Source organism: Acinetobacter sp. AR_0276, from assembly GCF_003000705.1.
Classification (GTDB): domain Bacteria; phylum Pseudomonadota; class Gammaproteobacteria; order Pseudomonadales; family Moraxellaceae; genus Acinetobacter; species Acinetobacter nosocomialis.
In genome coordinates this window covers 845,746-864,910 of record NZ_PSQO01000004.1, presented here as the reverse complement: position 1 = coordinate 864,910, position 19,165 = coordinate 845,746, and the positions used below count along the sequence as shown (strand labels likewise).

15 protein-coding genes and 3 pseudogenes are annotated in these 19,165 nt (G+C 38.5%); 9 read left to right on the top strand and 9 right to left on the bottom strand.

The features are described from left to right. Positions 1-128: 128 nt before the first annotated feature. From lptM to dapF, 3 genes are read left to right on the top strand one after another with little or no spacing between them, the layout of a single operon-like run. On the top strand, positions 129-353 hold the full coding sequence (gene lptM, locus CSB87_RS04955) for an LPS translocon maturation chaperone LptM (RefSeq protein WP_002048546.1): 225 nt from the start codon (positions 129-131) through the stop codon (positions 351-353). Positions 354-375: 22 nt separating this feature from the next. Further along, positions 376-1,626, top strand: a complete 1,251-nt coding sequence (gene lysA / locus CSB87_RS04950; RefSeq protein ID WP_031953135.1) for a diaminopimelate decarboxylase — start codon at positions 376-378, stop codon at positions 1,624-1,626. 5 nt (positions 1,627-1,631) lie between these two features. Next, positions 1,632-2,477 (top strand): diaminopimelate epimerase, encoded by an 846-nt coding sequence (gene dapF, locus CSB87_RS04945; protein WP_031953133.1) that lies wholly within the window; start codon positions 1,632-1,634, stop codon positions 2,475-2,477. An 87-nt stretch (positions 2,478-2,564) separates the two neighbouring features. Here dapF and CSB87_RS04940 read toward each other — a convergent pair whose 3' ends face one another. Next, the gene (locus CSB87_RS04940; RefSeq protein ID WP_031953131.1) at positions 2,565-3,188 is read right to left on the bottom strand and encodes a LysE family translocator; all 624 of its coding nucleotides are present in this window, start codon (positions 3,186-3,188) and stop codon (positions 2,565-2,567) included. Between the two features lie 163 nt (positions 3,189-3,351). Here CSB87_RS04940 and xerA point away from each other — a divergent pair, with 163 nt between their 5' ends. The 6 genes from xerA to gyrA all read left to right on the top strand — a co-directional run bounded on the left by xerA (position 3,352) and on the right by gyrA (position 11,484). Beyond that, complete coding sequence (gene xerA, locus CSB87_RS04935) at positions 3,352-4,239, top strand: site-specific tyrosine recombinase/integron integrase (RefSeq protein ID WP_079377855.1); 888 nt, start codon at positions 3,352-3,354, stop codon at positions 4,237-4,239. Positions 4,240-4,704: 465 nt separating this feature from the next. Beyond that, positions 4,705-5,454: an electron transfer flavoprotein subunit beta/FixA family protein gene (locus CSB87_RS04930; RefSeq protein ID WP_000646180.1), complete on the top strand. Its 750-nt coding sequence runs from the start codon at positions 4,705-4,707 to the stop codon at positions 5,452-5,454. 17 nt (positions 5,455-5,471) lie between these two features. Further along, the gene (locus CSB87_RS04925) at positions 5,472-6,404 is read left to right on the top strand and encodes an electron transfer flavoprotein subunit alpha/FixB family protein (protein ID WP_031953127.1); all 933 of its coding nucleotides are present in this window, start codon (positions 5,472-5,474) and stop codon (positions 6,402-6,404) included. Positions 6,405-6,481: 77 nt separating this feature from the next. Next, a complete protein-coding gene (locus tag CSB87_RS04920; RefSeq protein WP_031953125.1) occupies positions 6,482-7,324 on the top strand; it encodes a helix-turn-helix domain-containing protein in 843 nt (280 codons plus the stop codon). A 90-nt stretch (positions 7,325-7,414) separates the two neighbouring features. Then, positions 7,415-8,374, top strand: coding sequence for an MBL fold metallo-hydrolase (locus tag CSB87_RS04915; protein WP_031953123.1), 960 nt, complete (start codon positions 7,415-7,417; stop codon positions 8,372-8,374). A gap of 395 nt (positions 8,375-8,769) precedes the next feature. Continuing rightward, on the top strand, positions 8,770-11,484 hold the full coding sequence (gyrA, locus tag CSB87_RS04910; RefSeq protein ID WP_032011583.1) for a DNA gyrase subunit A: 2,715 nt from the start codon (positions 8,770-8,772) through the stop codon (positions 11,482-11,484). Positions 11,485-11,540: 56 nt separating this feature from the next. On the opposite strand, the gene CSB87_RS04905 is transcribed toward gyrA, so the two are convergent. The 8 genes and pseudogenes from CSB87_RS04905 to CSB87_RS04870 form a co-directional block, all read right to left on the bottom strand. Continuing rightward, the gene (locus CSB87_RS04905; protein WP_031953120.1) at positions 11,541-13,187 is read right to left on the bottom strand and encodes an ArnT family glycosyltransferase; all 1,647 of its coding nucleotides are present in this window, start codon (positions 13,185-13,187) and stop codon (positions 11,541-11,543) included. 9 nt (positions 13,188-13,196) lie between these two features. Continuing rightward, a pseudogene (locus CSB87_RS04900) lies at positions 13,197-13,343 on the bottom strand (GtrA family protein); the annotation flags it as partial. 103 nt (positions 13,344-13,446) lie between these two features. Then, positions 13,447-14,606, bottom strand: a protein-coding gene (locus CSB87_RS04895; RefSeq protein WP_085945698.1) for an IS3 family transposase whose coding sequence is annotated in 2 segments (ribosomal slippage) — positions 13,447-14,372 and positions 14,372-14,606 — 1,161 coding nt in all. Because the reading frame shifts where the segments join, the coding sequence is not laid out codon by codon here. 71 nt (positions 14,607-14,677) lie between these two features. Beyond that, positions 14,678-14,914: pseudogene (locus CSB87_RS04890) on the bottom strand (GtrA family protein); the annotation flags it as partial. Position 14,915: 1 nt separating this feature from the next. Continuing rightward, positions 14,916-15,896: pseudogene (locus tag CSB87_RS04885) on the bottom strand (glycosyltransferase family 2 protein). Further along, positions 15,893-16,687, bottom strand: a complete 795-nt coding sequence (locus CSB87_RS04880; protein WP_031953118.1) for a ChbG/HpnK family deacetylase — start codon at positions 16,685-16,687, stop codon at positions 15,893-15,895. The pseudogene CSB87_RS04885 and the gene CSB87_RS04880 overlap by 4 nt, the downstream one beginning before the upstream one ends. A 256-nt stretch (positions 16,688-16,943) precedes the next feature. Beyond that, positions 16,944-18,035 (bottom strand): ABC transporter permease, encoded by a 1,092-nt coding sequence (locus tag CSB87_RS04875; RefSeq protein ID WP_031953117.1) that lies wholly within the window; start codon positions 18,033-18,035, stop codon positions 16,944-16,946. Continuing rightward, the gene (locus CSB87_RS04870) at positions 18,032-19,162 is read right to left on the bottom strand and encodes an ABC transporter permease (protein ID WP_146128703.1); all 1,131 of its coding nucleotides are present in this window, start codon (positions 19,160-19,162) and stop codon (positions 18,032-18,034) included. The genes CSB87_RS04875 and CSB87_RS04870 overlap by 4 nt, the downstream gene beginning before the upstream one ends. Positions 19,163-19,165: the final 3 nt, after the last annotated feature.

The window sequence follows — 19,165 nt, the reverse complement described above, 5'->3', positions numbered from 1 at the left end:
ACTTATGGCTAAACGCCAGCTGAAAAGCTGGCGTTTTTTATGCATATTGTTTTTCTATTCAAGTTTACTCTTTAGCCGCTTGCATGATCACGGTATACTGCATCGAATTGTTTAAATCAGGTGCTCAGATGCTTCGTGTCATTTGCCTCATCAGTTTATTGAGCAGCAGTATTTTGCTTACAGCTTGCGGTCAGTCAGGAGCATTACAGCTACCTTCTGATCCAAATTATGACCACCGTGCAAAATACTTGCTCTATCGTAATAAAGAATCAAAACAAGTTGTGCAAAAAGATGAAAAGGCTGAACAGCCAGTCGAGTCATCATCAGCTCCAACCCAAACAACTTCACCTTAAGCTTTGAAATAAGGACACATTCATGAGTTTCACCCGCATTAATGGAGTATTGCATGCAGAGCAATGTTCTCTAGAGCAGCTTGCGCAGCAATTTGGCACACCGTTATATGTTTATTCAAAAACAGCTTTTGAAAAACATTATTTAGATATGGACCGTGCCTTTGACTTTATTGATCATCAAATCTGTTTTGCGGTGAAGTCTAACTCAAACTTGGCTGTTCTTAGTGTCTTGGCAAAACTTGGTGCGGGTTTTGATATTGTCTCTGGTGGTGAGCTGGCTCGTGTTTTAAAAGCCGGTGGGGATGCTTCTAAAATCGTATTTTCAGGTTTAGGTAAAACTGAAGTCGATATTGAAACCTCACTCAATGTAGGCATTGCTTGTTTTAATGTTGAGTCTTATGCAGAGCTAGACCGCATTCAAAAAGTAGCTGCTCGCTTAGGTAAAAAAGCGCCTATTTCTTTGCGTGTAAATCCTGATGTCGATGCAAAAACACATCCTTATATTTCAACAGGTTTAAAAGAAAATAAATTTGGTATTCCAAGTGATGCTGTTTATGAAACCTATCAATACGCAGCTTCTTTACCTAACCTTGAAATTGTAGGTATTGACTGTCACATTGGTTCACAGCTCACTGAAACTAAACCATTTGTTGATGCTTTAGACCGTGTCATTGTGATGATTGATGAGTTGAAAAAACTAGGCATCAATCTTAAACATATCGATATCGGTGGTGGTTTAGGGGTTTGTTATAAAGATGAGACGCCACCAAGTGTTGAAGAATATGCAAACTCTATGAAACCTGCTTTAGAAAAGTTAGGTCTTAAGGTTTATATGGAGCCGGGCCGTAGCATCAGTGCAAATGCGGGCATACTTTTAACTAAAGTTGATTTGCTTAAACCAACTACACATCGTAACTTCGCTATTATTGATGCAGCAATGAATGATTTAATCCGTCCTGCTTTATATGAAGCTTGGATGGATATTCAGCCTGTTGTGCCACGTACTGATACTGAAGAAAAAGTATGGGACCTCGTTGGTGCAATTTGTGAAACAGGTGACTTTATTGGTAAAGACCGCTCACTTGCATTACAAGAAAATGACTTGTTGGCTGTACTCGGTGCAGGGGCTTATGGTTTTGTGATGAGTTCAAATTACAACACGCGTGGCCGTGCTGCAGAAGTCATGGTATCAGGTGAAAACAGCTATTTAATTCGTGAACGTGAAACGGTTGAGTCGCTTTGGGAAAAAGAACATTTATTGCCTGAGGAGTAAATGAGATGTTATTAGAATTTACCAAAATGCATGGTTTGGGCAATGATTTCATGGTGGTTGACCTAATTAGCCAAAGAGCTTATTTAGATACAGCAACCATTCAACGTTTGGCAGATCGACACTTTGGTGTTGGCTTTGACCAGCTTTTAATTGTTGAACCACCAGATGTACCAGAAGCTGACTTTAAATACCGTATTTTCAACGCAGATGGTTCTGAGGTTGAACAATGTGGTAATGGCGTACGTTGTTTCGCTCGTTTTGTACATGAACGTCATTTAACCAATAAAACCAACATTACCGTACAAACCAAAGCAGGTATTGTTAAGCCTGAGCTTGGGCAAAATGGTTGGGTACGCGTAAATATGGGCTACCCAAAGTTTCTACCAAATGAAATTCCATTTGTTGCGGAAGAGCCAGAAGCCTTATATACCCTTGAGTTGGCAAATGACCAAAACATTAGTATTGACGTAGTCAACATGGGGAATCCTCATGCAGTCACTATTGTTCCAGACGTACTCACTGCTGATGTAGCAGGTATTGGTCCACAAGTTGAATCACATAAACGTTTCCCTGAGCGTGTTAATGCCGCCTTTATGCAAGTAATTGATGAAAAACATGTTCGCTTACGTGTATTTGAACGTGGTGTTGGTGAAACTTTAGCTTGTGGTACAGGGGCATGTGCTGCTGCGGTAAGTGGTATGCGCCGTGGTTTGCTTGCGAACTCAGTTGAAGTTGAACTTGCTGGTGGTAAGTTGCAAATTGAATGGCAAGAAGGTGATGTGGTCTGGATGACTGGTCCAACAACCCATGTATATGATGGGCGTTTGGATTTACGTTATTTCCAAGGTTAATCGCATAGCCTAAATAGAAGCCTCTTTTCATCAGTTAAAGTGATAAAAGAGGCTTTCTTTTATATGTACAATAATTTTTTAATTTTATTATCTTTTACTTAAAGCTAATTTCAATGCGAACAGAACAAAAATACTGCCTGTAATTCGGTCCATATATTTCACAAATTTAGGTTGTTTTAGATAACGTGAAAGCGGTTGCATAGCCATAATTAATAGACTTGACCATAATACGCCAATCACCACATGAATCATTACAAGTCCCATCACCCAAGTAACAGCCGATGCTTGCGCTGGAATGAACTGGGGAAGAAATGAAATATAAAAAATACCAACTTTGGGATTGAGTAAATTGCCAAAGAAACCTTTAATAAACCAATTCTCTGAAGTAGAGCGATTTGAATTATTTTCTTGTATATCTGCGAGCTGACTACGAGGTTTTAAAATCATATTTAAACCCAGCCATGCTAAATAAGCGGCGCCCATCCATTTCAATATATTAAATGCTAAGTCAGATGCCATCAGTAGGGCACCTAGTCCGCATGCCACGACAATTCCCCAAGCAATACAGCCAAGACTAATTCCAAGAGCTGCTTGAAATGCTTTAGATTTACCTTCAAGTGTGGCAGTGCGAATAATTAAAGTTGTATCTAAGCCGGGAGTAAGAGTAAGTAAAGTAATTGCAATTAAATAAGGAATGAGTATGGTGGTCATGGCAGTAAGGTCCAATGAATACTTAGTATAAATTGTAATATATAAGTTAGATCCATTATGCTGTGCGATATCAAATTTTCCTGATTAAATAGTTTTTGGTACACTCAAAAAAATGGGCAAATAAATGGAGAGCAATTTGGATTTTGCATTAGAACTGCTCTCAATGTGGTTAAAAGAAAGAAAAATTCAAAACCAGTCTGAGCATACAATCACGGCTTATGAGCGAGATGTGAAAAGCTTTCTTGAATTCTGTGACTCAAAAAAAATTGATTTAAAAAATGTTGAAGCTTCAGATTTACGTGAATATCTGGCTCAGCGTGTTGAGCAAGACCAGTTAAGCGCAAGTAGCATGCAGCGTCATCTCACTTCTATACGCCAGTTTATGAAGTGGGCTGAACAGGGCAAATACCTAGAAATTAATCCTACTGACGATTTTAAGTTAAAACGCCAGCCTCGGCCCTTGCCGGGCATGATTGATATAGAAACGGTTAATCAAATTTTAGATCAACCTATGCCGGAAAGACCAATTGATCAGCAGCTTTGGTTAAGGGACAAAGCCATGTTGGAACTACTGTATTCAAGTGGTTTACGACTCGCTGAACTACAAGGCCTCACAATTAAAGATATCGATTTTAATCGTCATCTTGTTCGTATTACGGGTAAAGGAAATAAAACCCGTATTGTCCCGTTTGGGAAAAAGGCAAAAGAAAGTCTATTGAACTGGCTCAAAGTTTATAAAATCTGGAAAGGGCATTTTGATCAAAATGCTTTTGTTTTTATTTCACAGCGTGGTAGTGTGCTCACTCCACGACAAATTGAAAAACGAGTAAAACTTCAGGCACAACGAGCAGGTGTAAATGTCGACTTACATCCGCATTTACTTCGACATTGTTTTGCTAGCCATATGTTATCAAGTAGTGGTGATTTGCGTTCAGTCCAAGAAATGTTAGGCCATAGCAACTTATCGACTACCCAAATTTATACGCATATCGATTTTGATCATTTGGCTCAAGTGTACGATCAGGCCCATCCGCGAGCGACCAAGCATTAAGTCATTTAAGATAAATTATCCATCAATAAGCAACTTTGATTGCACTGAATCAGATGAATGTAGAGATCATTTGTACTTTTTTACAAATTTGTTTAAAAGAAATGAGTGAAATTACCCAATTGACCATTTTGAACTTTGCACATTTTGTCGGCATATATGGCCTAAAAACGATAAAATTTGACTCATTTATAAGGCGTTTATGTTTCTGACTAATAAGGTAAATAAGATAAAAAGATAATAAAAATCAATGTATAAAATAGACTTTAAAAAGAATAAAATAAGGGAGAGACAAGTATGAAATTTTTTTTATGAACTGATGATTTCATTTTTTTTGTGCTGTTCCAGAAAATTGTGACTTGACCGAAATGCCAAACACATTGCAAGATAGGGTACCTAAAAAATTTGAATTGAAGAGTTAATATACTTTTCTCAACATTTACTTTTGCTAGAACAGCCGAGGATTACATGAAGGCTCTTGTTGCTGTAAAACGTGTGGTTGATGCCAACGTTAAAGTTCGTGTTAAGCCGGACAATAGTGGGGTTGACCTTACCAACGTTAAAATGTCAATTAACCCATTTTGTGAAATCGCAGTGGAAGAAGCGGTTCGCTTAAAAGAAAAAGGAACAGTATCAGAAATCGTTGTTGTTTCTATTGGTCCTAAAGAAGCTCAAGAACAAATCCGTTCTGCAATGGCTTTGGGTGCAGACCGCGGTATTTTAGTTGAAACCACTGATGAAATTGGCGCTCTAGAAGTTGCTAAAATCTTAAAAGGTGTTGTTGATGCTGAGAAACCAGAACTTATCCTTCTTGGTAAGCAAGCAATTGATGATGACTCTAACCAAGTAGGTCAAATGCTTGGCGCATTATTAGGTGCTGGTCAAGGTACGTTTGCTTCTGAAGTGAAAGTGGATGGCGGTAAAGTACAAGTGACTCGTGAAATCGACGGTGGTTTACAAACTGTTGAACTTGCGCTTCCTGCAATTATTACAACTGACTTGCGTTTAAACGAGCCACGTTATGCTGCATTGCCTAACATTATGAAAGCTCGTAAAAAACCGCTTGATACTAAATCTCCTGCTGATTACGGTGTTACAGCTGGTACTAAGCTTAAAACTGTTAAAGTTGAAGCTCCAGCAGAACGTAAAGCTGGCGTACAAGTGAAATCTGTAGATGAGCTTGTTGAAAAATTGAAAAATGAAGCGAAAGTGATCTAATACGGAAGGATAAAATCATGAGTATTTTAGTTATCGCTGATCACAACAACCAGACACTTAACGGTGCTACTTTAAACGTTGTTGCTGCAGCTCAAAAAATCGGTGGTGATATTACTGTATTAGTTGCTGGTTCAGGCGCTCAAGCAGTTGCTGACGCTGCTGCTAAAGTTGCTGGTGTAAGCAAAGTATTACTTGCTGACAACGCTGCTTATGCAAACCAATTAGCTGAAAACGTAGCTGGCTTAGTTGCTGACTTGGCTAAAGGTTACAAATACGTTTTAGCTGCTTCTACAACGACTGGTAAGAACATTCTTCCACGTGTTGCTGCGCTTCTTGATGTAAGCATGATCACAGACATTATTTCTGTTGAATCTGCGAACACATTCAAGCGTCCAATCTACGCTGGTAACGCGATTGCAACTGTTCAATCTGACGAAGCAATCATTGTTGGTACTGTTCGTGGTACAGCATTTGATCCAGTTGCTGCGGAAGGTGGTTCGGCTGCGATTGAGACTGTTGGCGAAGTAAAAGACGCTGGCATTTCTAAATTCGTATCTGAAGAAATCGTTAAACTTGATCGTCCAGAATTAACCGCTGCTCGTATTGTTGTATCTGGTGGTCGTGGTGTAGGTTCTGGTGAGAACTACCACGAAGTACTTGATCCATTAGCTGACAAGCTTGGTGCAGCACAAGGTGCTTCACGTGCAGCAGTTGATGCAGGCTTCGTACCTAACGATTTCCAAGTTGGTCAAACTGGTAAAATCGTTGCACCTGAGCTTTACATTGCTGTAGGTATTTCTGGTGCGATTCAGCACTTGGCTGGTATGAAAGATTCTAAAGTTATTGTTGCAATCAACAAAGACGAAGAAGCGCCAATTAACAGCGTTGCTGACTACTGGTTAGTTGGTGATTTAAATACTGTAGTACCAGAGTTGGTAAGCAAGTTGTAATTTACAGCTTAATACTTATTCGAAAAACGCCCTTGTGCTATAACTAGCCAAGGGCGTTTTTTATTTCGATCATTATTATGAATATTATCTATTCTGCTTCCATAAAAGCTCATCAATTGCATCAGTCATTGGTGAGATTGGCACGGGCAGATATGGCACGAGATTATTTATGTATTCGATCTAAAAATCAGCATGGACTAGCCAATATTAAAGTTAACCAGTTGCACATGGGATTTATTTTATATGGGCAGCAACAATTAAATCTTCAAAAAAAACAATTCAATTTTAATGCCGGTGATCTGTACATTATAAAACCCGATACGGTTATCGATGCAGTTAATTTGCCTGACCCTATAACGGGTGAATACCTCACTATTCTTGTGCCTATGTGTGATGAAGTTATTCAAGCTGCACAAATGATTTGGGCAAAGCCAGTTGTAGACAGAACCGACGCAATATTAAAGTTTTCAATTGATGATTTCGCTACCTCTTTAACCGAGTGGCAAACCGCTTTATTTAGTCATGATGTGGTGAAAGCGCGTTTATGTATTACCGCTATACTAGTACAGTTATGTCAACAGCACTTCTCAGATGTGCTAATTGTACCGCCACCTAAGTTGACAAAAATCATTCACGATTGGGTGATAGAGAATCCACAGCACCATTGGCAGTCTAGTGAGTTTGAAATGCGTTTAGGTTTGAGCAGTGCAACACTTCGCCGCAAACTTAACCATGAAGATACAACTTTAAGAGAAACGATTATGCATGCACGTCTTAGTTATGCACTTGAGTTGTTGTATTCGAAAAAACTACCGATGAAAACGATTGCAGCAAAATCTGGATATCAGTCTGTTGCTATTTTTCGTGATCGCTTTGTAGAGCGTTATGGGATAGATCCAGCTGTTCTAGCTGCAGAATAAGTTAATATGAGCGTTTCTTATCGCTTATTGAGCGATTTAAATAGATAAAAACCAATAGAGTTAAAGTATGAAAATACTAAGGACTCTATGATGAAATCATTAAAATCACTTGCGATATTATTACTGCTGAGTGCCAGTACAGTTATACATGCAGAACAAAACCCAACCGTGCATCAGGTTGATGGTTATTTTTTACAACCAATAGGAAACCTTAAAGTAACGGCATTGTTTGATGGGGAACTGGGACTGCCTCGTACTGATTTACTGGGTATTTCTGCTGAAAAAGCCAATCGACTGTTTGCAGAAAACTTTGTTCCTGTAGATGAGCATAACCAGATTGTCACGGATTTCTCTGCCTATCTTGTGCAAACGCCTACGCAAAATATTTTGATTGATGCAGGGACTGCAAAATGTTTTGGTCCTACCTTGGGGCATGTGCCTGAAAATTTAAAGAAAGCAGGTGTACAACCTGAACAAATAGATACGATCTTAATTACACATGCCCATCCTGATCACTTATGCGGTATTACATTCGATGGCAAAATGGTTTATCCAAATGCGAAGGTTTATCTAGCTAAAGAAGATGTAGATTTTTGGACATCGCCTGTTAATGAAGCAAAAGCCACTGATTTTTTTAAACCAATATTTAAAATGACGCGTGATGCATTACAGCCATACCAAAAGGCAGGGCAGTTAGTTGCGTTTACCAAATTCTCTTTTAACATACCGAATGTTCAACTCATCGTGACTCATGGTCATACGGAAGGTCATTCTTCATACTTAGTAGATGGAAAAAACGGACAAAAGTTCTTAGGTCTAGGTGATGTTGTGCACTACGGTGCGGTACAGTTTCCTTATCCTGAAGCAAGCTATAAGCCCGATACTGACTCGAAACTAGCCATAGCTGTCCGTAAAGATATCTTTGAGCAAGCCTATAAAAACCATTGGTGGATAGGGGCAGCACATATCGCTTTTCCTGGCATTGGACACATTGGTAAAAGCTCAACAGGATACCAATGGATACCGGCTCAATATCGCCCTGTAAATTGATTCTTCAAAAAGCATAATTAGCTTTAAAAATGAACTCGGAATCTTTAACTCAAATAGTGCTAAGTTGAGCTAAGACGAAAAGTTAGATTCTTTAAATACATGAAATGTGTTCTAAAAAGAGCACTTTCATGCTGTTTATATTTTGGTCGAATAATTGAGTTTTAATGAATACATTTAAAAGTAGAAACCTATAATTTTAACTTATTAATTCTAATAGAATTTTTATTGTAAAAAAATGCTATTTTCAGATCGCTAAACTCCCAGTTATCGAGCAATTTATGCTATAGTATACAGCTATATTTTTTTCGATTTTAGTTCACTTTCCGGAACTAAATTTTTTGCAAGATCAAGACATATAAACGGATAGAAATATCTATCTGTAAGAAGGAGTATGCATGAGCGTATCGGAAATCCGACCGATTGCCATTGAGGACGAACTCAAGCATTCATATTTAGATTACGCAATGAGTGTAATCGTATCTCGTGCATTGCCGGATGTGAGAGACGGTCTTAAACCTGTTCACCGTCGTGTGCTTTATGCCATGCACGAATTGGGCAATGACTATAACAAAGCCTACAAGAAATCTGCTCGTGTCGTTGGGGACGTAATCGGTAAATATCACCCGCATGGTGACTTAGCTGTTTATGAAACCATTGTTCGTATGGCTCAAGACTTTAGCTTACGTTATTTATTGGTTGATGGTCAGGGTAACTTCGGTTCGATCGATGGCGATAGCGCCGCGGCGATGCGTTATACCGAAGTCCGTATGACTAAGCTGGCACATGAGCTTCTTGCAGATTTAGAAAAAGACACAGTTGACTGGGAAGATAACTACGACGGTTCGGAACGTATTCCTGAAGTACTTCCGACACGTGTTCCAAATTTGCTAATTAACGGTGCTGCGGGTATTGCTGTAGGTATGGCTACCAACATGGCACCACACAACATGACTGAAGTTGTGAATGCATGTTTGGCTTATGCTGACAATCCGAATATCTCGATTGAAGGATTGATGGAATATATTACCGGTCCTGACTTCCCTACAGGCGGTATTATTTACGGTAAATCAGGTATTGTTGATGCCTACCGTACCGGTAAAGGTCGTCTGCACATTCGCGGTAAATACCATTTCGAAGAAGATGAAAAGACAGGCCGTACAACCATCGTCTTTACTGAAATTCCATATCAAGTAAACAAAGCAAGAGTGATTGAACGTATTGCCGAGTTAGTAAAAGAGAAAAAACTTGAAGGTATTTCAGAACTTCGTGATGAGTCTGACAAAGAAGGTATGCGTATTGCAATTGACTTGAAACGCGGTGAAAACGCAGAAGTCGTTGTAAATAACTTATTCTTAAATACCCAGCTTGAAAACTCATTCAGCATCAACATGGTTTGTCTAGACAATGGACAGCCAAAGTTGATGAATCTGAAAGATATTATTGCGGCATTTATTCGTCATCGCCAAGAAGTTGTGACACGCCGTACCATGTTCGAATTACGCAAAGCGCGTGAACGTGGTCATATCTTGGAAGGTTTGACAGTTGCCTTAGCTAATATTGATGAAATTATTGAAACCATCAAAACTTCTGCTAACCCTGCTGAAGCGCGTGAGCGTTTACTTGCTGGTGAGTGGGCAGGTGGTGGTGTTGTTTCATTACTTGAAAAAGCAGGTGCTATTTCTGTTCGTCCAGATGAAATTGAAGGTGAAGATCCAAATCGTCCATTTGGTCTAAGCGATTCAATTTACCGCTTATCTCCGACACAAGTAGGCGCAATTTTAGAATTACGTTTACACCGTTTAACAGGTCTGGAACAAGACAAGTTACACGCAGAATATACTGAAATTTTAGGTCAAATTGCTGAACTTACAGCAATTTTAAACGACTTCAACTTGTTGATGGGCGTTATTCGTGAAGAGTTAGCACAAGTATTACAACAATATGGCGATGCACGTCGTACTGAAATTGTTGAATCTCGTGTTGATTTCTGCCGTGAAGATTTGATTCCGGAAGAGCAAGTTGTATTAACTGTTTCACAAACGGGTTATGCAAAAACTCAACCACTTTCAGACTATCAGGCACAGCGTCGCGGTGGACGTGGTAAGTCTGCAACCTCAATGAAAGATGATGACTTTATTCAACATCTGATTGTGGCATCGAATCACGCGACTGTACTTTGCTTTACCAATGTAGGTAAAGTGTACCGTCTAAAAGTATTTGAGGTTCCTCAAGCATCACGTGGGGCAAAAGGTCGTCCAATCGTGAACTTGTTACCTCTAGATGCAACAGAAACAGTAACTGCAATCTTGCCGTTAACAGAGTTCCCAGAAAACCACTATGTGTTTATGGCTACAGCTTCTGGTACGGTTAAGCGTGTTGAGTTAGAACAATTTGCAAACATTCGTTCAAATGGTCTACGTGCTATTGAGCTTAATGAAGAAGATACCTTAATTGGTGTTGCGATTACTGATGGTAATCAGCAAATCATGTTGTTCTCTAACGAAGGTAAGGCAATTCGTTTTGCTGAAACTGACGTACGTGCAATGGGTCGTACAGCTAAAGGTGTACGTGGTATGCGCGTGAGCTTTGCTAGCAGTATCCTAAGTGAAGAAGATGCAGATGTAGAAAATGATGAATCAGATGATAATGATGATTCAGCAGATTCGAATCTAGTAAGTCGTATCGTATCGCTTGTCGTTGTACCTGAAACAGGTGAAGTACTATGTGCAAGTGCCAACGGTTACGGTAAACGTACTCCTGTAAATGACTTCCCAACCAAGAAACGTGGTGGTAAGGGCGTTATTGCAATTAAAACAAGTGAACGTAACGGTGAGCTAGTTGGTGCAGTTTCTATTGATGAAACTAAAGAATTATTGTTGATTTCTGATGGTGGTACGCTTGTTCGTACACGTGCAGCAGAAGTTGCAATGACAGGCCGTAATGCTCAAGGTGTTCGTCTCATCCGTTTAAGTGAAGAAGAAACCCTCGTTGGTGTAGTTTCAATTGAAGCTGTAGAAGACGAAGAAGAACTTCTTGAAGGCGAAGTAGATACGACTGAAACTGATAGCGAAGAAGTTGTATCTAATAATGAAGATACTTCTGAAGAGTAAAACGTTTTAAAATAAAAAAAAGGAAGCCTAGGCTTCCTTTTTTATTTCTCGTCTATTTATTTTGCTGGATGGAAAATAAATACATCATAGTTTCGGTAATGTAGAGTTTTTACCGATGGGTCTTTAGTCGAAAAATTATTTGGTTGACTTACCACGATTAGATCTTGCTTTTGAGATAAAGCATCTTTGAGCTGCTGTTCGCTCCACAAATACTTTTTAAGTTGGGGCTCAAATAACAAGCCATCTTTAATTTCTAAAGAAGCACTATCGGAATGGACACTATCCCATTCATTTACAATATAGACAGGCTGTTTAAGCTTTAAAAGGAATGGCACATCATAAAAATAGTAATTGTAGAAAACTATTTTTGTAGATGGAGTAATGTACTCAGCAAAATCTGTTTGGCCAACATTATTTTTGGTATCTAAAATACGAACGGCAAAAGGAACAGAGCTACATAAAACAATTAAACTTATAAAAATATAGTTTAAATAGCTCACTTTTTGCTTTTTGTATAACCACACTAAAACCAGTGGGAGCACAATTAACAGCGCACCAATGGTATAAATAAATACAGCTTCGTGTTGGAAAAAAGGTTGATTTGCACGAATAAAACGAGGTGTAGCAGCAATACCAATTCCAAGAAGTATAATAAATACAGGAGTACCCCAAATCTGTAATTTGGTTTTATAACTGCTTTCAAGAACTTTGTTAATCACAAGTGCTAAGAAAATAGCAAGAGGTGGCACAGCAGGTAAAATATAGCCCGCTAGTTTAGATGGCGGAATAGAGAAGAAAACCGTAACAGAAATAAACCACCATACAAGCAGGGCAAATACACCTGATTGCTTATAGTCTTTAAAGATGGTCTTAATAGATTCAAATCTACTCGCAAAAAACCATGGTAAGCAGCTGACAAATAAAATAAGCAGATAGAAACACCATGGTTGTTTATTATTAAATTCTTTTGAACTAAATCGACTAAATTGTTGGTCAATAAAGAAGTAATGTAAAAATTGAGGATATTTACTTTGTACTGCATAGAGCCATGGACTAATGATGAGCAAAAATAGCAAGATCGCCAATGGATTAAGAAGCGAAGGTATTTTCTTCCATTGTTTTGTGTAGAGTATCCACGGCAACAGGATCATACCTGGAATGAGAACCCCAATGAGACCTTTACTTAGAAAAGCAGCTGCACCAGCGATGTAACCTAAAAATAAAATAGGTTTACGTGCAGAAATGGTGAAATCAGCAAAGCATAAAACACTAATCGTAATCCATGAGGCTACTAGTAAATCATGGTTAATATATTGACTACTGCCAAAAAAAAGCAGGTTGGTCGCTAAAATGATAACCGTAAGCTGTGCTACACCTTCCGAAATATGCTTTTTTACAAATAAGAATAGTCCCACTAACATGAGGGTACCAGCTAAAACTGGTACTAACCGTAACACCCATACATGTACGCCAAAAAGCTCCATAAAAATAGAACTTAACCAGTGTAGTAGAGGGGGTTTATGCATGAATGGCAAACCATCGATTCGTGGAGTTAACCAATCTCCAGACTCGACCATAGCTCGGCTAATATCTCCATAGCGTCCTTCATCAGGTACAGATAGAGGTCTTATCCAAGAAAGAAGAAGTAACCAACACGGTAAAAAAAATAATAAAAATTTGGAATTACGAAGCCATTGCTGCATACACAATCCTTAATGTTGAAATGCAAAAAAACGGTTAAGCAAGAAAGTCACGACAGAAGTCAGAACAATTGCAATACACACTAAGGTTGAAACAGGGACATTAAAATAGAGGTTCGAGAGTAGAAGAAAACTTTCATTAAATAAAAAACCTAAGCCTTGATCCTAGACAGTATCGTGGACAACAAATCCCTCTAAATTCTTAAAATATTTCTTCTCAAAGGCTTCAGGGCTTAACCAGCCATTTGCAGAATGTCTGATCCTAGACAGTATCGTGGACAACAAATCCCTCTAAATTCTTAAAATATTTCTTCTCAAAGGCTTCAGGGCTTAACCAGCCATTTGCAGAATGTCTTCTGACCCGATTGTAATAAATCTCAATATAGTCAAACAAGACAGCATTCGCTTCTTTTCGAGTGGCAAACACACTGCCATGGACCACATGACCTTTCAATGTATGAAAGAAGCTTTCAGTCACTGCATTATCCCAACAGTTTCCACGTCTAGACATACTCTGAGTACAATCATTTGTCAGTAACAGCGCTCTAAAATCACGACTACAGTACTGTGAACCTTGGTCCGAATGAACCATAACACCAGTTGGATAACCCTGACGAGCCATTGCATAGTTAAACGTATCACACACCAACTGGCGGTCTATTCGATGGCTGGTTTGCCACCCCACGATACGACGACTAAATAGATCCAGCATCACACATAAATACAGCCAACCTTGCTTGGTACGGATATAGGTAATATCCGTTGTCCAAACCTTGTTAGGCTGAATGACTGTAAATTGACGCTCTAACAGATTGGGTGCTGTAGGCAAACGATGGTTTGAATCAGTCGTATGCTTGTATTTACGCGCAATCCTGCTGCGTAAACCCAGATTTTTCAGCATTCTTCCAACAGTGCGTTCACTCATGCTGTAACCTAAATCATGCATGTCATGTACCAATGAAGGTGCACCCAATCGTGCATGATGCTGCCAATATACGGCTTTTAAATCATTATATTTCTCTACCGTATTGGCCTGACGTTTTCGCCAGGCATAATAGCCTGAAGTGCTGACACCTAGGTATTTACAGGCAGAAGATACCGTGACTTCATTCATATCTAGATCTTGAATTACCGTGTACTTTTCTTGGCATGATCTGTTAGAAAGTACACATGCGCTTTTTTTAAGATGTCATTGGCTTCCTTGAGCTGTTTGACTTCTTTCTCTAATTCCAAGATCCGCTGTTGTTCTGGTGAAAGTTGACGTTTGCTTGAACCCACTGGATTGGTTTCACGAATCCATTTGTCTAAAGTTGAATAACCCACACCTAATTTCTGGGCGATTGCAGCTATAGGCTCGTGTGAGTTTGAAAGTGCATAATCAATTGCTTGCTGTTTAAATTCAGCACTAAAACGTTTGGCCATTTCTTGGATCTCCAAAGTTAACGTTACGTTATCTTTAGAGGGAAGTACTGTCCATTATTTTGGCTAGGATCACCTGCAACCAATGTGAATTTTGGTAGAGTCTGACGATGATCAAGATGCTGTGCTTTAAAAGTAAAAATACGATGCCCGAAATAGCTCACCCAATAGGCAACTAAAAATGCGAGTAAATTGGCGTATTGCAGTGCAACATGCTTCTTAAACAGAAGCATGGCGACACTATAGTGAGTAAGTGCTGCTGCGGCTCCGGTAGTAGCAAACCGCGTGAGCTGAAGAATATGAGCAAACATGTTAGAAACTAGAGAAAGTATTTTCCGGCTTTGTGATAGATTTTTCTTGTTTAATACGAGAATGTTCGGATGCAACAATATATTTTGGTCTATTTTTTACTTCAGCGTAAATACGACTAATATATTCACCAACAATACCTAGGAATAACAGCTGTATACCGCCAAGTAAAGTCATACCTGCTGCAAGTGTTGCCCAACCTGGGACAGAAATTCCTTCGATCAACGTTTTAATGATGATCCATACGCCGTAGCCCATAGCACCTAAAGCCAGAATTGCGCCTAAATAAATACAGATGCGTAAAGGTAAATCTGAAAAACCAGTTAAACCTGACATAGCCAAGTTAAATAGAGATTTTACGTTAAAACTAGAACGGCCGTGCTGACGTTCCTGTTCAGAAAAATTAACGCCTATACTTTTAAAACCAACCCAAGCATATAGGCCTTTCATATAGCGATTTTTTTCTGGCAATTGTTTAATTGCTTCAACAACTTTTGCGTCTAATAGACGAAAGTCTCCAGCACTTTCTGGAATATCGATCGGTGAGCTTAAGTTTAATATACGATAGTAACCTTGAGTTAAAACACGTTTAAGCCAAGATTCAGTGGAGCGATTACGAATGCCATACACCATGTCATAACCATTTTTCCAAAGGTTGATCATGGTTGGAATTGCTTCAAATGGGTGTTGAAAATCCGCATCAATTAGTAAAGTAACTTCGCCTGTCACATGATCTAAACCCGCACTTAACGCTGCTTCTTTACCAAAGTTGCGTGAAAGTTCAAGCACAACTAAGGGATAGTCATCAATCATTGTTTGCAAAATTGGAATAGTATCGTCTTTACTCCCATCATCGACCACAATAATTTCATAGCTAAGATTTTGCTGTTATAGACTATTTGCTAAAGCAGGAATAAAAGTTTTTAAATTTTCTGCTTCGTTATAAGCTGGAACAACGCAGGATAAAAATGGTTTTGTGTTCATTGCATTGCCCCTAGTCTAGTGAGCTGGATACCATATTGCTGACAATCAATTTGAAACTGATCCGAACTAAAATATTCATATTCTTGTATTCGGGCGTGCTGAATCGGATCTTGATCATTTGATTCTGCAAGTGCTGGATGGCACATTATCAGTAAATGGTCTTTTGCATGTGCAAGCCAGTATTGATTGAGTTCGCCATAATCAGTTTGCTTAAAATCATAAATACCAGCAAATTGGTCATTCTGATTAAATTGATATGTTTGACATGCTTTTGCCAAAGAGTTAGAACCAAGTGCAGAGAGCACACGAGTCTTAAAACGATAGTGAGGTAAATCAATCGGATGCTGTAAATTTCGAATCCAGCCCGTAAATTTCTTCTCTTTTAACAATTGCAGCAAAATATCGCGTATAAACGGAAATTGATGAATATGTTGATGTCCATCAATAAAGTCTGGGTGTTTTCCCATGACTGAAACAAATAAGTCCCATTGCTCTTCAATACATTTCGTAATTAATTCACGATTCAGGCTTGAAGACCATGCACGTAAAATAAGCATAGGTAAGGAAAAAACAGTATTACCTGAAGCGAATTGATGGGTAAGATTTAAATGCAAACCGATATCAATTTGATCGCTAAAAGGTTTTAATTTGGCAGCAGCAGTTTCCCACAATTCAGATTGTGTCATACATGAGGTTGCCTGTAGGGCACCTTGTTCAATGAGTTGAATAATTGCGTCTGATATTTCTGCATTCATTGCAAAGTCATCTGCGCAATAACACACTTTTGCCATATCCAGATTCCGTCATAGGCAGGATTACAGAATACTCTGCGTAGCTGCTGAAAAACTATACTAATTACTATGGAGAAAATTTCTTAATTTCAACTTAAAGTTTTCTTAAGGTTTCATGACAATTGATACAAATTAATACTTTGAATTTATTTGTTTTTTTAGATTTTTTTGGTCAATTATTTAAGAAATAAGCTTTAACTATAAGATTTTATAGTAAATAAAAATATAATTTATGCACATTTATGAGTCCTTAAATTTATTTGAAATTTTTTAAACGTGAATGAGCAATAATTAAAAAAATGATTCCAATTGTTGCAAGAAAAATCAATTTAGGAATCACCACATTTAAAGGAACACCCATTTGATTAAGCTGTACAAACATTTGTACACCGTGTGTAGAAGGTAAGCACCAAGCAAACCATTCTAGCCATTCAGGCATGGCATGGTGGGGCCATGCGGTACCAGTTAATAAGAAAAGAGGAACTGAACTAAATACGATAATATGTCCGGCACGTTCAGGCATATCTAAAAGTGAACCAACTAACATGCCTAATCCAATCACACAACTAATAAAAATAGGAACCGCGACGAGTAAACCAATAAAGTTTCCACCATGTGGGTAGTCGTTGAACCACAAGGTAAAACCAAAAAGATAAAAGCTGCTTAAACAACCAATAGTAAACAGGCTGGCAAAAATTCCAGCAAAGCGAATGGAGGTAATTTTTTCATGCTGTTCGCGGTAGCTTGCAATCAGCATGGCTAAACCTAATACAATCGTTTGGTGAATAATGAGTGTTGCAACTGCTGGAAAAATATAGCTTCCATAACCTGAAAGGGGGTTAAATAAAGGAACCTGATGAATAGAAAGAGCTGGTTGGAAATGTGTACGCTCTCCAAATTTTTCAACATATTCTTTTAATGTAGCTTCAATAGATGTAGCAAGACCTAACCCAATTTCTTTAGTTTTTAAGAAGTTGGTTGTACTTAAGTACAAGCCAATTCCACCAGTTTCTCCGCGGCGTAGGCTCTGTGTTAAGTTGTTGGGTAAAAGCAAAATACCATCTGCTTTTTGCTCGCGAACCATTTGCTCAGCTTGGAGAAAATTAGCAGTCACATTAACAATTTTAACGTGCGGACTATTGCTTGCTTGTCCAATAATTTGAGAGCTTAAAAGACTCTGTTCTTCATCAACCACGACAATTGGAATTGATTCGGCACGTTCAGCTTTATAAGCAGTTGGATAAAAAAAGCTATAAAGAATGACTGATAAAATCAGTGTCGTGAAAACCGAACTGTTACCAACAATATCTTTAAATGTTTGGGCATAAGCCTTTAAGAACTCTTTCATTGCGCTGTCCCCCGAACTAGTTTTTTAAGCAGCAAGGAACTCAAAATGAAATAAATAAGGCAGTAGCCAATCAGTATTAAAAAAGGCGTCATTGAAATAAAAAGTGGACTTCCAATCACCCATTGTTCGGTTTGGAGCTTTGCATAAGGTGTATATGGAATAATTAAAGACCAAAATTTAGTGAAAATCGGTGCGTTATTTAAAGGTAGGGTAACTCCTGCAAAACTTAAAGAAGACCCGCCGTATACTGCAATAAAACCAAAAGTTTTACTTAAATTTTTGGTAGCTAAAATAACAGTACTACTAATGAGTGCATAAGAAAAATAAAGCAAAAACTGAGCAACTAATAAGAAACTGAGAGAACCTGCGACAAACCAACCGCGAATCTCAACGAGCCAAAACATCCATAACCAAGTCCAGAGACAAAAAATAAAGCTATAAAGTAAATTTTTAGCCAATAAGCCGCGAATAAAATTTTCACGGTTAACCCACTGGGTTAATGTGCCGCGTTTAAGCTCTTGTCCAATAGCAAAAGCCACACAACAACAGAGTAATAGATGCAAAACAGCAGGAACCATGAAAGGTTCTAAATAAAATTCATAGCTCATACTTGGGTTATAGAGTGTTGAAATTTTGACATGTGCTGTAGGGACATCTAAATAAGGAATATTATTTGCAAGATAACTCTGGCCTGCATAGTCTGCTAAAGCATTCAGTGTACTGACTAGCATTGCTGAGGAAATCGTATTTCCTACGCTAAAAAATGACTGATTAAAAGCAATACTGATTTGTGCGTCTTGAGCTTTTACAAAACGTTTTTCAGCGCCGTCAGGAATAAAAACATAGCCCCAAATTTTGGTTTCATTGAGTAGTTTTTCAGCTTCGGTCGAGCTTGCAGTAATTGTTTTAACATCTACCGTATGATTTAACGAAAGATACTTTTCAATATTGCGGCTCAGCTCACTTTGATCCTGATCAATAATCGCGATAGGTAAATGTTCAGCCTTACCTGCATAAAACATGCTGCTAAACAAAAAAATGATAAAAGCAGGGATAAGTGTCACCATACACAAATCCCATTTATTGCTTCTTAGATAGTTTAGTTCACGTAATATACTGGCAAACATGCT